The organism is Amycolatopsis sp. NBC_00345 (assembly GCF_036116635.1).
Classification (GTDB): Bacteria; Actinomycetota; Actinomycetes; order Mycobacteriales; family Pseudonocardiaceae; genus Amycolatopsis.
The window spans coordinates 7,470,040-7,482,478 of the sequence record NZ_CP107995.1 but is presented as its reverse complement, the minus strand read 5'-3'; the positions used below and the strand labels follow the sequence as shown (position 1 = coordinate 7,482,478).

The window sequence follows — 12,439 nt, the reverse complement described above, 5'->3', positions numbered from 1 at the left end:
GCGAGCGCACGGGCCGTTCGACGTCTTGGAGAGAATTCAGCTCACTCGCGTGGCCGCGGTGACGGCTTGAACGGCTTCGGCTCGTCCGGCTCGGGACTGGTGCCAGGGGCCGGGTGGAGCGTCAGCATGCCCGGCAGCCGGCGACGGCTCGGGAACGCCGCCACCATCACGACTCCCATCAGCAGCATCGCTGTGCCGGCCCAGAACAGCGGGACCGTGTCGTACGCGCCGGTGTACGCCAGGTTCTTCGTCGGGCCCGCAGGCTGCGCGCCGCCCGCCGGCGGGGCGGGAGTGGTGCTGCCGCAGACCACGCCGCCGGTCGGGGCGTAGGCGCGCGCGATCGTCTCGCCCAGCGAGAGCTGCGCGAGCGAAGACGGCAGGTTGTCCCCGGCACCGGCCGGGAGCAGGTCCTTCAGGTTCTTCGTCGGCAGCACCTGCAGGTCGAACAGCCGCGCCGAGGCGCCCAGCTGGTAGCCCTTGAACGGCGTGGTCGCCTCCGCGCCCTTCTGCTCGAGGCCCGCGATGCTCAGCCGCAGCACGCCCAGGTCCAGCACGGTGCCGGCGGTGGTGCCGACCTGCTGGATGCCCTTGGTCACCGTGGACACCAGGCCGCCGACCACCGGGATGTTGTTCAGTGCGCCGAACTGGTCGCTCAGCCCGGCCAGCGGCAGCCCGATCGGGATGTCCTTGGTCGGGTGCGCCGCGTCGAGCGTGTACAGCGTCTTGCCCGCGGCCTCGATGGTCAGCACGGGCGCGGTGTAGTCGACCTTCGACGTCTTCTCGTCGCCGGTCGAGGTCACCTTCAGCGTCGGCTGGCTGGCGACCTTGATGCTCAGCTCCAGCGGTGTGCCCTTGAGGATGTCGATGTCCGCGGCCTGCAGCGTCGACGTCGACTCCACGGCCTTGTTCTTCGACCCCGGCAGGTCGACGAGCCGCACCTGCGAGCGCGAGGACAGCGTGTTCGGCAGGCTCAGCAGGGAGCCCGCGCCGCCGGCCGCGGTCTGGCCGCCGCCGGTGAGCAGGCCGCCGAGGCTCTGCAGGCCGCTGGTCGGATCGAAGCCCTGCGCGAGCTTCGTGTCCTGCGGCAGCTTCAGGCCGCCGTTGCCGAGCAGCGGGATCTGCGGCAGCGACGGGATCACGTTCAGCAGCGAGAGGTTCGCGACCGACGTGCTCGCGTCGGCGATCGTGTCGACGCACGGGCCCAGGGTGTCGCTCCAGCGGGCGTGCGCGGTGCCGTTCAGCAGGCCGATGTTGAGCAGCGGGTTCGACGGCGCGTTGATGCCGCCGCTGGTCTCCTTCGGGTTGTCGGGCAGCGCCGTCTGCACGATGCTGCCCGGCGTCTGCGGTGCCTGGCCGCCGACCGCGATCCCGAACGGCGACGCCTGCGCGACCGACCGCTCATAGCTCAGGTACGACTCCGAGTTCGCCGACGCGCTGGACAGGCCCATGCCGGCCTCGAACGCCGACTGCTTGGGCAGCGTCTGCCCGAAGCCGGGCAGGATCGTCTGGGTGGTGACCGCGTTGGGCAGGAGCCGGAGGACGCCGAGCGCCGTGCCCGCGTCGCCGACCGCGTGCCCGAGCGGCTGCGGCCCGGTCGGCGCCGACGCCGGGGGCTGCGTCGGGTTGCCCGGCTGCGGGATCGGCGTCGTCGGGATCTCCTGCGCTCCCGCCGGGCCCGCGGTGAGCATCAGCAACGCCACGGCCGCCGGAAGGGCCACCGCGCGGGGCAGTCTTCGCCGCATATGCCGAGTCCTCCAGGTGGTAGGCCGATCGCGAAGTGAGACCGGGGTCATAGGACCCTAACGACCCCGCCCCCGCAAGGTGACGCGATGCGCCTCCGCTACACTTGTCGACGTCGCACGGCGCGAGCCACGCGACATGCCGCCTTAGCTCAGTCGGCCAGAGCGATTCACTCGTAATGAATAGGTCAGGGGTTCGATTCCCCTAGGCGGCTCCGCAGGTCAGCGGAGGTTCCGGCACTCTCCGGAGCCTCCGCATGGCCCGAAACGTGGCCCGGACGGGCGTAAAATTCGGCCCATGGCCACCTCTTCGAAGCCTCAGCAGCGCAAACGTCGTGTTCGCGGCAAGGTCGAGACGCTGCCCAGTGGGTCACTCAGGGTGAAGGTCTACGCCGGTATCGATCCGGTGACGAAGAAGGAATACCACCTGACCGAGGTGGTCCCGGCCGGACCTCATGCGGCGGCTGAGGCTGAGAAGGTCCGGACGAAGCTCCTCAACCAGCTCAACCAGCTCGACGAGCGCCGCGCCCCCAAGACGCGTGCGACCGTGAACCAGCTCCTCGCGAAGCACTTCGAGTTGTTGAAGGTCGAGTCGAACACCCTCGACGGCTATGAGTCGCTGGCCCGGAACCACATTCGTCCGTTGCTCGGAGAGATCCAGGTCGGCCGGATCGATGGCGAAGTTCTGGACTCGTTCTACAAGCAGCTCCGTACGTGCCGCGCGCACTGCCGGGGTGAGAAGTTCATCCAGCATCGGACGGCCCGGCCGCACGAATGCGACGACCGCTGTGGTCCGCACAAGTGCAAGGGACTCGGTGACGGCTCCCTCCGCAAGATTCAGGCAATCCTGTCCGGCGCCGGTAAACGCGCAGTGCGTTGGAAGTGGCTCGGGACGAACCACTTCGACCTTGCTGACCCGCTCCCGGCGGCGCGCTCGAACCCGAAGCCACCCACGACCGAACAGGCCGCGAAGATCGCCAACGAGGCGTGGCGTGATGTCGACTGGGGCATGTTGGTCTGGCTCGCCTTCACCACTGGCGCCCGACGCGGCGAGTTGTGCGCGCTGGCGTGGGACCGCTTCGAATTCGGCAAGTCCGAAGCCGTGGTGACCATTCGAACCAGCATCGCCCAGAAGGGCCGCAAGACGTGGGAGAAGGAGACCAAGACCCACCAGCAACGGCGGATCACGCTTGACGCTCAGACGACCGCGCTGCTCCGGTCGTACCGCGAAGAGCGTGCCGAACTCGCCGGACTCGACGAAATGCCTGGTAAGGCGCGCGTCTTCTCATTGAAGCCGGACGGTAGCGAGTGGCTTAAGCCGGACTCGGTGAGCCAGCGCTACGCCCGGATGTGCGCCCGTCTCGGCTGGGACATGAACATTCACCAGCTCCGGCACTACTCGGCAACCGAGCTGATCACGGCTGGTGTCGACGTCCGGACAGTCGCCGGACGGCTTGGCCACGGTGGCGGCGGGACGACGACCCTTCGGGTCTACAGCGCGTGGGTTGCCGAAACGGACCAGCGCGCGGCGGGAACGCTCGCCGGACACTTGCCGGAGTTGCCTGCCGCACTCAGCCAGAGCGGGAAGCTCGCCCCGGTCAAGCCCGAAGTGGCTCCCGAAGAAGCGAGCCCGTACCAGCGCATCGCGCAGGATCTTCGCGGCGCCATCGTGTCCGGCGTGCTTGTGCCCGGTCAGCAGCTCCCCACCGTCGTCGACTTGGCCACGCGCTACTCGGTGTCCTTTGGGACCGCTCAGCGCGCGATAGCCCAACTCAGGGCCGCCGGGCTCGTCAGCGTGAGCCGTGGCAAGCGAGCCGTGGTCGCCGATCCCCACGCCGACGATGAGCCTGCCAAGGTGGTCGGGCTCGACACGGCACGCCGGAAGCGGAAGTAGCTCGCTACGAACCGGCGTTCGCCGCGTCGAGCGCGCGGAGAACCGGCCCGTAGACCTGCGCGGCCGGAACGAACCGCTTGAGGTCGGCCCGGTCCACCCAGATCGCCGCGACGTTCTCGACGACGTCGACATTGCGTGCTTCCCCCGCCACGTAGTCGCATAGGACGTACTCGCAGAGCACTCCGGTCGTCGGATGCAGCCGGGTGCCGAGCTTGCGCGTCACGACGCAATGGACATCCGTTTCGGCCAGCGTCTCGCGGACCGCCACCACGGCCGGACGTCCGCCCGGCTTCACCACTCCGGCGGGAAACTGCCATGAAATGCCGCCTGCGTCCTCAGCGCGACGGCAGACGATCAGCACTTCGGAGCCCCGGACAACCACGGCCACTGCGACTCGCAAGGGCTGAAACGCCATCGCGGTTGGCCGGTCGAGCGGCGCAAGCAGTTCGTCAATGCTCAAGCCGAAAATGCGTTCCAGGAGGCGGGCAGTAGCCGGGCGGACCGCGCCGAGCGGCCTTCCATCCGGGTGAGCACCGGCGACGAGTCGGCCGAGATGTCGAACGCTGAGCGTGCCCGGCTCATCGTGCTCGCGAGCGAACTTCTCGGCGAACTCGGCGAATTCCTCGAAGGTCTGCCGCCGCTCCCAGATCAGTTGTTCGAGCAGTGTCCGCGGTGCCGGCTGGTCGTCGTCCATGTTCCCCCATCTCCGCTCCCGAGTCGTCCGTGTGGCGCCTGCAAGTCCTGTGCCTGTCCTGGTCTGTGACCCGCACCAACCAGAGACTTATTTCATTCTCTCATGAAGGATTATTTAGGCCCAGAATGGAAGGCTTGCGGGTGAGCTACGAACGGCCGGGGAAGGTCGCCGGGTTGTACCTGAGCTGGTACCGGTGCGCCGTCGACGGGCGCGACCACGCTGTCACCGACGAACAGTTCTTGACCGGGATGCGGGCGCGACAGGGCCGGTACGGGGCGGTGTGCGGCCACGTCGTGAACGTCATGTCGGCTCTGTGTGCGCCGGGTGCGCCGTGTATTCGGTGTCATTCGTTCCTGGCCGCGCACGCCTCTGTGAAGGGCGTGGCTGATCGGGCACCGAAGCATCGGCATAGCAGGCCCGGTCTGTGGCGGCGGCTGTTCGCGCGCCCGTGTACTCCGGCCAGTGTCGGCCGGACCAAGGTTCCGACGGGAGCGGGGAGCGCCTCGATCGCACCCGTTCCCGCCGGAGATCACGGACTGCGGGGCGTCCAGTGACAGTGCGACTTCTTCTGGCGCGTCCGTTGCCGGGCACTGTCGGTGAGACGCGCCGGGTGGTGCACGTCTTCGAGGTGTCGCCGGAGAACGCGACGCCCGAGCAGTTGACCGCGTTGTGCGGGTCGGCGTTCGGCCCGGGTCAGCTTGAGCTGCTCGACGGGCTACGGGGGATGCCGTGCGAGTCATGCTTGCGTCGAACTCCGACCGACCCTGAGCTGATCGACCGGAGCGCCAACGGTGGCCGATAGCTCTCGGTTCGGTGATCTGGACAGGTGGCTTACTCATCCGGATCGGCTTCTCATCGCGGTGGCACTGGCAGACAAACGGTGGCACAAGTCCGGTGAGATCCGCGATGTGTTGGGGATGAGGCCGGACCTGTTGTCGAGTCGGCTCGCTCCACTTCATCGAGCGAGGTACGTGGAGCGGAAGCGTGATGGTGCGCGTACGACGTGGCGCCTGACTTCGACTGGCAGCGATCGCCTCGCCGCGCACCTCGCGGCACTGCAGATCGTCTTGTCCAAGGTGACCAAGTTGGTCGGCGGCAGTGGTACCCCTCGGCCCCGAACGTCGACCAACTGTCCCCGGCCTCAGCCAGGTCGTGAACCTGGCCGCTGAGGGCGGGTTTGGGACGGGTGAGACGGGTTCCGCTGAACCCGTCTCACCCGTCCCACGTGTTGTATCCCCTGGTCGACGGGGGTTTGTACCCGTCACACCGCCTGAGACGGCGTGACGGGTACTTGAGACGGGTTACGGGTCGTCCTCCCGGTCTCCGGGGTCCAACGTTCCCGCTGCAACCGCATCCACGGCGGCCCGGATTTCAGCCGTCGCGTAACCGCGTACTTGCTTTGTTCGGCCGTCGTCGCCGGGCACCCGGAACCGCTCGGAGCGGCACCCGCAGTCGCCCATCTGCCGCCCGAACGCGGTCGGCTCGACCTCAAGTGCCTCGACCAGTTCGGCGGTCGGCACGAACTCCCGCCTGCCCTCGTCGAGGTCATCGCCTAGGTACTCGACGACGGCCGCCAGCGGTTCGGGCAGCTCGATCCGCTCAGCCGCCACCGTGGCCGATTCCGTGCTGCCGGACCCGATGGCGCGCGACGGCGGCGTGGTCGAGTGCGGGTCGGGTGTCCTGACCGGCCGCATGCCCAGTGAGCGTTCCGGCCGCTTCCCGCAGGGCCCGGCCTTGCTGACAGATGGCTTGCCAATCCTCGTTCGGCATGTAGTAGGTCCGGACCGTGGTTGCAAGGACGTCTGCCCCGGCGGCAGTGTCTCCGTCCGGGCGGAGGATGCTGACACCTTTGTGCGAGGGAAGCAGCCGGGACGAATCGAACCCGCGCGTGTTCATCTGCTCGCCGAGCACGATGTTCGAGTCGCGCCAGTCCATCACCCGCAGCGCGAACCTGGACCCGAGTACCACCCGGAGCCCGGACGGGATGGTCTTCGAGTCCGGCCGTTGGGTGGCCAGCACGAGCACGATCCCTGCTGCTGGCCCCTTTTTGGCCAGCCACGTCAGCAGTTCGCCCACGTACTCACCTGCCGGGACTTTCTTCCCCTGCACCACAACAGGTGTCCGATCCTCCAACGGAACCTGAACCTCATCGATGAACACCGCTGTGATCGGCATGTTCAACGTGGAGTCGCGGGACATCTCCGGTGTGACCTTCGACTCCGGGCACGTCAGGTCGTCCAGGTCTCGCATCCGCCGGAACCTGCCCTGGACCTCGCTCACCAACTCGACGAGCCAGTCCACGAGGGTCAGGATGTGTTCGGGCTCGTCTCCGGACATGAACCGGTGTGCCACCTGCGCGGCGGCATCCCAGTCCTTTCCCGCCTTGAAGTCCGCCACGTAGAGCCGGACCCACGCGTCCAGGATCAGGCCGGCGGACGCGAGGCGGACGGCGAACGTCTTGCCCTGCCTGGGGATCGCTCCCACGAGTAGCGACGTCCACACGAGAGGCAGATCAATCCGCCGGTCTCGGGCATCCCGGCCGAACGGCACTGGCCGCCACGCGTCCCATCGGGACACCCCGAGCAGCGGTGTCCGCACGGGCGGCTTGCCATAGGGGTCCTCGTCGGCCACCCACATCGACACCCGCCCGGCATAGCCACCGTTACCCCGGACCCGTTCCACAATGAGCTGAACTTCATCCACTGCGAGCGCGGAGGCGAGGGCGTCCCGGTTCTTCACGACGTCGGCGGCTTTGCGGGTCGCCGGGAGATCGACCGCGACCGCCCACCCGTCGCCGACCCGTGCGGCCCGTTCGACCAGTCGCAGGGACTCGTCTTTGCCGATCAGCTTCGCGTCCCGGAACGCGTCCACCAGGACTTGCGGGTCCATGGTCCAGGTCAGCGTCCGGGGACCGGCAAGTGCGGGTTTCCGGCCAGGACTTCCGTCCTTCCTCCGTCCGAGGATCGCCAGTGCCACTGACGTGACGGCTCCGGCAATCCACAGTGGATCGGTGCCGTACACGAGGTCCACCACCGCGACCACCAGTGCGACGACGGCGAGCACGACGCCGGTCACTTTCCAACGGAACAAGGTGAGTTCACGAATCTCCGTGAACTTGTCGGCCAGTTTCTCCGATTCCTCGGCTGCCGTGCGGTAGTCGGCCACGCGAACCCACTGCCGCCACCACCGGACTCCGACCACCCACCGCGGATCACAGCATCGAGGTAGCGCCATGGCGCCCGCAACGCTGCCACGACCGCGTCCTTTGCGGCTTGAACCGCTTGTGGCTTGCTCTTCAGCCACAGCGGCACCCGGGGCGAGTGCTGCCACCACCGCACGAACCGGCGTCGTATGGTCCGGCGGCGCGGTTGTGGCAACGTGTCGTCGATCAGCTCACCGTCCAGGACCGGCCCTACGTGCTCGACCGCGTCGGAACCGGTATGTGTGAGGAGCGCGGCGCTGTTCACGGACTCGGCCGTCGTGTTCACGACGACGTTCTCGTCAGAGTTCATGACTTGCGCCCCCTTCCGGGGTTGTGGCCTTGAGTTCCGCCGTGAGCGCGCCGGCGAGCCGAGACGACAGGCCGCGCGAACAGCCCGTGACCTCGCGAATCCACGCCGGTGTGATGACGACGCCGGCCGACCAAGCGGCCCGCGCGTCGGCGAGGTAATCAGCGAACAACTTGCGTCGAGCACTCGTCGTCCGGCGCGGCTCGTGACGCACCGGGGATGACGTTGGCTCGTGAACCTCCGGCCGCTCCACCGCCGGTTCGGTGTGGTCGGCCGCGTCCGTAAACGCCACCTTCACGGCCTCGGTGAGCTTGTCCCGGAGATCCGTGATCGCCTCGGCGGCGGCGAACACGATCAGCGGCGGCACCGAGTGCAGCACGACCCCGGACAGCGAACCGGCAGCGAACGATGCCCACGTGTTCATGGCGTACGTAGCCCCGAGCGCCAACCACTTTGCCGTGCGAACCCACCGGCCCGTGTGGACCTGGTACCGCGCGGTCATCTGCTCGGCGCGCAGGATCGCCAGCAGCACGAGTGACACCGTCGGGTCGAGCAGCCATGCGGCCAGCCATGGCAGAGACCACGGCACCGATCCGGCAGCGGCGAACCACTGCACATTGGCCATCGTGAACGCCAGCCCGAGCACGATCCCGGCCCAGCACAGCCGGTCCACCTGAGACCGGACACGCTCGACTCGCAGTGCGACCACGTCCGGGTGGTCCTGCCACCGGCGTACCTCCGCCGCGTCGGCTGCCTCGGTGGCAAGCCGCTGTGCGCGGGTCGGGGCGGGTGGCCGCCCGGAGGTAGCCACCCCTTCCAACCCTCGGAGTTCCTTCGCAGGCTCCGTCATCGCCGACCACCACCGTGGTGCTTGGTGGTGTCCATCGACGTGACCGTTAGAGCCCGGGTGAGCACGTGAGCGGCGATCAGGTCCGGCACGCCGAGCACGACGAGCAGCAGCGTCGGGTTTCCGGGATGCATGATCACCAGCCACTGAACGCCCGTGAACGCGGCTCCCGTGAACAGGACGCGTCCGATCAGCGACACGGCTCTTGCCGAAGCGCGAGCCGCGTCGGCTGCTCGGCGCGCCTTGCGTGCTCCGAACCGCCACACTACGAATAAGGCGAGCAAGATGCCGATCCCCGCGAGGATTTGAGTCGGCGTCAGGTTGACCGTCATCGCCGCTCACCTCGTCCGCGACCGGCCCGACGCTCCCGCCAGGCCTGGTAGACGGCCCGCCGGTCGGACTCGGGCAGGGCGCCCCAGACTCCGACTGTGTCTGCACCGGCAGACCGCAGTTCGAGTTCCAGGCACTCACTCATGACCGGGCACCCGGCGCACAGCCGAGCGGCCAACTCCCGGTCCGGGGCGTCCTCGCCGGACAGCTCCGGCATCTCCGAGCGGTCGAACGCCCAGAAACACAAGCCGTCCCGCGTCACCACCTCGGCCAGTACGCCATCCGGCACGACGGCGTACCGATCCAGATAAGCAGCAATCTCCTTGAAGCTGTCCCGGTTCACCACGACGCACCCCCTGCGGTGAGGTCGGCCTCGCGCTCCATTCGGCGCTTGGCGATCAGCTCGGCGAGATCAATGCAGCCACCCGAAGCCGTGACCTCGGCAATCAGTTCGTTCAGGGCGGCCGCGGGCACGACATAACGGGTGCGAATGCGGACTGCGGGGAAAGCGTCGTCCCGGATGGCTCGGTAGAGCGTCACCGGGTTGACGCGCAGGATGCGCGCCACTTCCCCGACTGTGTAGAACGTCGGTCCGACGTTCTGATTGGTATCCATGAGAGAAGACCCTTTGATCGAAAGACTTATTTAATCCAGAATTTTGGGATGATTTGATCCCTCGAAGGCGCAACAAGGCCGAATGTGTCCGCGCGGGCGCGGAGAGTGGGCCGCGGAATCGCGAGCCGCGCTAGTCTCGGCGTCGAGGCGGAGCGCGGAGGGATACGTGTCGGAAGACTGGGTGGCAGTCGCAAGAGCGATCAATCAGCGCATGGCCGAACTCGGTCTCAGCCAGCGCGAGTTCATTGCGCGCTCGCAAGTCTCCAAGGCCACGGTTCGCGAAATCCAGCACAACACGGCGCAGCGGCGACGCAGTGACCGCACGCTTGAAGCTCTGTCCGTCGCGCTCGACCTGCATGCCGGCTACTTGGCGGCGGTGCTTGCGGGTCGCCGACCACCGGAGGTAGGGGAGCCGACGCCGCGCGGGGATGACGACATCCCCGGCCGACTTGCGGTCATCGAACACCAGTTGCGCGAAATTACGGACCGGCTCCGTGATCTGGGCACAGTGAACGAGCGTCTGGACGAGATCAGCGCGAGTGTTGAAACTGTGCTCGGCTCCATCTCGAATGGCCGGGAACAGCGCCGCTGACTGGGGGCTCGGATGACTTGTTTTCATGCACCTCAGTCAACGCCGGACCGTCGTCGCAAACGATGCATGACCAGTGCAATCACGGTGCATCACCAGTGCACCAGCAGTGCACCCCGCGGCGTCTGGGGGTGCCGCGCGTGGATTTCGTGAGCGAGTGGACCGGACGGACGGCGACCGCTCTGCAGGCTTCTCTCCGTATGAGCAATGAGGCCTTCGCGAAGCATCTGGGCATCGCGGTGCGAACAGTTGCCTCGTGGCATACCAAGCCGGACGTCACGCCAAGGCAGGAGATGCAAGAACTGCTGGACACCGCCTTCGACCGGGCGTCAGGTCCAGGCAAGGCGCGATTCAAGCGGCTGACTGAGCAGAGCGACGAGCCACAGAGGCCTGCGGCGGGCGGCGGGCCGGTCCAGGCTCTGCGGGTCGCAATCGCCGTCGTAACCGATGGGTCGAGAGTCCTCATCGTGTGTCGGCGCGATGAGAACGGCGATGGCATCTCGTGGCAGTTCCCGGCAGGGATGGTGAAGCCCGGGCATGCGGCGGAAACCGTGGCCATCCGGGAGACCCTTGGTGAAACCGGCGTGCATTGCGCTGTGACTCGCAAGCTCGGCGAGCGGCTTCACCCGATTACACACGTACAGGCGGAGTACCTGCTGTGCGAGTACTTGACCGGGGAGGCGCAAAACATGGATGTCCTGGAGAATGTTAACGTTGCCTGGGTTGAAAAGACCAAGTTGGTGAAGTTTATCCCGGCGGAGCAGATTTTTCCGCCCATATTGGAAGCCTTGGAGGTGTCGGAATGACTGAAAACGCGTCAGCCGACAAAGAAAAGTCGATCGCGTCCGCCGTCATCGTGCATGAGGGTCAGGTACTTCTCGTGCGCCGCCGGGTGAAGGAAGGCAGCTTGTCGTGGCAGTTCCCGGGCGGAGAGATCGAGGATGGCGAGTCCGCGAACGAAGCTGCGGTTCGGGAAACGCGAGAGGAGACCGGCCTTGAGGTCAAGGACGATGCGATCCTTGGTGAGCGTGTCCACCCGAACACTGGGCGGACCATGATCTATGTGGCTTGCCAGGTCGCCGGCGGAACTGCCTCCGTGGTTGACGACGACGAGCTTGCAGAATTCGCCTGGTCAGACAGCGCGACGCTGACCGATTATGTTCCGTATCCATTCTACGGGCCAGTTCAGGAGTACCTGAATGAGAACTTGTCCAACTAAGCGAACCGACTGAGCGGCCCGCGACTGGATTTCCAGCTTGGCGGGCCGCTCCGACGGTGGACTTAGTACAGCACGTCTCCAAGCCGCTCGCGGACTACTCCAGAGTGGAGCAGACCCGGGATCGGGACCCCACCGACAGAAACACGGGTACTGGCGACGTCAGATGGAGAATTCGCGGGCAATTCATCGAGTAACGTGATCGCCCTGCGAGCCCATTCTCGTGCGAGGTCGAATCGGCGCGCATCATGAACATCCTCGTCGCGGTACCGGAATGCCAAGGCGTACGCGGTTTCCGCCGCGGCTCGCTTATCTATTTTCTTTTCCGCAGTAAACATTTTCTGGAGCTCGTCAATTGAGACTCGGCGTGCGGCACTTTCGGTCATTTAGGACCTTAGTAGGCGAGTTTTTCGGCGAGTGTTTCGTAATCAAACTGCTCGGCCGCATCGAACCAAAGCCCTACTTCGTACTTTGCTTCTTCAGAATTTCCCGACGCATGCACGAGGTTCATCACTGCCTTGCCGCTCACTTCGGAGGACGCCTTCGTCTGGTGCGCGTAGTCGCCTCGGATAGTGCCCGGCGCCGCGTCGCTCGGAAAGGTGCCACCAATGATCTTCCGAACCTTTGCTACCGCGTCGACACCTTCGAGCGCGAGCGCGATCACCGGTCCGGACTGCATGAACTGAGCAGTGCAATTATAGACCTCTGCTCCGGCGCGCTCTTCAAGGTCGAAGTAGTGTTTGCGAGTGAACTCCGCGTCCATCTGCCTCATCTTGACACCGACGATCTTGAGCGCGGCCTCCTCGAAGCGCGCGAGAATACGGCCCGCCAGCCCGCGAACAAGGGTGTCCGGTTTGAGTAGGACCAGGGACCGCTCAACGCCAAGGTCTGACGAGTCAGTCATGGCTACTTCCTTTCGTCGTTGGTAGTGCACGGATCGTAACCTACTCGCTGTGCGAAGGTCTTCCGGATAGGCGGCGGTGCGCTGGCATCCCGCAAATGCAAT

Annotated in this window: 12 protein-coding genes, 1 tRNA gene and 1 pseudogene; 6 read left to right on the top strand and 8 right to left on the bottom strand. The window is 66.4% G+C overall.

Going from position 1 to position 12,439, the window contains the following annotated elements:
* Positions 1-41 precede the first annotated feature (41 nt).
* Positions 42-1,742 (bottom strand): hypothetical protein, encoded by a 1,701-nt coding sequence (locus OG943_RS33750; RefSeq protein WP_328604970.1) that lies wholly within the window; start codon positions 1,740-1,742, stop codon positions 42-44.
* Between the two features lie 138 nt (positions 1,743-1,880).
* Between OG943_RS33750 and OG943_RS33745 the strand changes: the two genes are divergently transcribed.
* Both OG943_RS33745 and OG943_RS33740 read left to right on the top strand, forming a co-directional pair.
* Positions 1,881-1,954: transfer RNA gene (locus OG943_RS33745), tRNA-Thr, on the top strand.
* Between the two features lie 83 nt (positions 1,955-2,037).
* Positions 2,038-3,633, top strand: coding sequence for a tyrosine-type recombinase/integrase (locus OG943_RS33740; RefSeq protein ID WP_328604969.1), 1,596 nt, complete (start codon positions 2,038-2,040; stop codon positions 3,631-3,633).
* A 4-nt stretch (positions 3,634-3,637) separates the two neighbouring features.
* Here OG943_RS33740 and OG943_RS33735 read toward each other — a convergent pair whose 3' ends face one another.
* Entirely contained in the window at positions 3,638-4,327 is a 690-nt protein-coding gene (locus tag OG943_RS33735; protein WP_328604968.1) for an NUDIX hydrolase, read from the bottom strand.
* 791 nt (positions 4,328-5,118) lie between these two features.
* Here OG943_RS33735 and OG943_RS48510 point away from each other — a divergent pair.
* Positions 5,119-5,496 carry a transcriptional regulator gene (locus OG943_RS48510; protein ID WP_442874604.1) on the top strand — a complete coding sequence of 126 codons (378 nt, stop codon included), beginning with the start codon at positions 5,119-5,121 and terminating at the stop codon, positions 5,494-5,496.
* Between the two features lie 132 nt (positions 5,497-5,628).
* Here OG943_RS48510 and OG943_RS33725 read toward each other — a convergent pair.
* The 5 genes and pseudogenes from OG943_RS33725 to OG943_RS33705 all read right to left on the bottom strand — a co-directional run bounded on the left by OG943_RS33725 (position 5,629) and on the right by OG943_RS33705 (position 9,628).
* Positions 5,629-7,839 (bottom strand): annotated as a pseudogene (locus OG943_RS33725) (FtsK/SpoIIIE domain-containing protein).
* Positions 7,829-8,686: a hypothetical protein gene (locus OG943_RS33720; protein WP_328604966.1), complete on the bottom strand. Its 858-nt coding sequence runs from the start codon at positions 8,684-8,686 to the stop codon at positions 7,829-7,831. Before OG943_RS33720 ends, OG943_RS33725 begins: the two are co-directional and overlap by 11 nt.
* A complete protein-coding gene (locus tag OG943_RS33715) occupies positions 8,683-9,015 on the bottom strand; it encodes a hypothetical protein (RefSeq protein ID WP_328604965.1) in 333 nt (110 codons plus the stop codon). The genes OG943_RS33720 and OG943_RS33715 overlap by 4 nt, the downstream gene beginning before the upstream one ends.
* Positions 9,012-9,359 carry a WhiB family transcriptional regulator gene (locus tag OG943_RS33710; protein ID WP_328604964.1) on the bottom strand — a complete coding sequence of 116 codons (348 nt, stop codon included), beginning with the start codon at positions 9,357-9,359 and terminating at the stop codon, positions 9,012-9,014. Before OG943_RS33710 ends, OG943_RS33715 begins: the two co-directional genes overlap by 4 nt.
* Positions 9,353-9,628 (bottom strand): helix-turn-helix domain-containing protein, encoded by a 276-nt coding sequence (locus OG943_RS33705; RefSeq protein WP_328604963.1) that lies wholly within the window; start codon positions 9,626-9,628, stop codon positions 9,353-9,355. Before OG943_RS33705 ends, OG943_RS33710 begins: the two co-directional genes overlap by 7 nt.
* A 166-nt stretch (positions 9,629-9,794) precedes the next feature.
* Between OG943_RS33705 and OG943_RS33700 the strand changes: the two genes are divergently transcribed.
* The 3 genes from OG943_RS33700 to OG943_RS33690 all read left to right on the top strand — a co-directional run bounded on the left by OG943_RS33700 (position 9,795) and on the right by OG943_RS33690 (position 11,436).
* A complete protein-coding gene (locus tag OG943_RS33700) occupies positions 9,795-10,220 on the top strand; it encodes a helix-turn-helix domain-containing protein (protein ID WP_328604962.1) in 426 nt (141 codons plus the stop codon).
* 137 nt (positions 10,221-10,357) lie between these two features.
* Positions 10,358-11,023: an NUDIX hydrolase gene (locus tag OG943_RS33695; RefSeq protein WP_328604961.1), complete on the top strand. Its 666-nt coding sequence runs from the start codon at positions 10,358-10,360 to the stop codon at positions 11,021-11,023.
* Entirely contained in the window at positions 11,020-11,436 is a 417-nt protein-coding gene (locus tag OG943_RS33690; protein ID WP_328604960.1) for an NUDIX hydrolase, read from the top strand. Before OG943_RS33695 ends, OG943_RS33690 begins: the two co-directional genes overlap by 4 nt.
* A 391-nt stretch (positions 11,437-11,827) precedes the next feature.
* On the opposite strand, the gene OG943_RS33685 is transcribed toward OG943_RS33690, so the two are convergent.
* Positions 11,828-12,337 (bottom strand): nucleoside-diphosphate kinase, encoded by a 510-nt coding sequence (locus tag OG943_RS33685; RefSeq protein ID WP_328604959.1) that lies wholly within the window; start codon positions 12,335-12,337, stop codon positions 11,828-11,830.
* Positions 12,338-12,439: the final 102 nt, after the last annotated feature.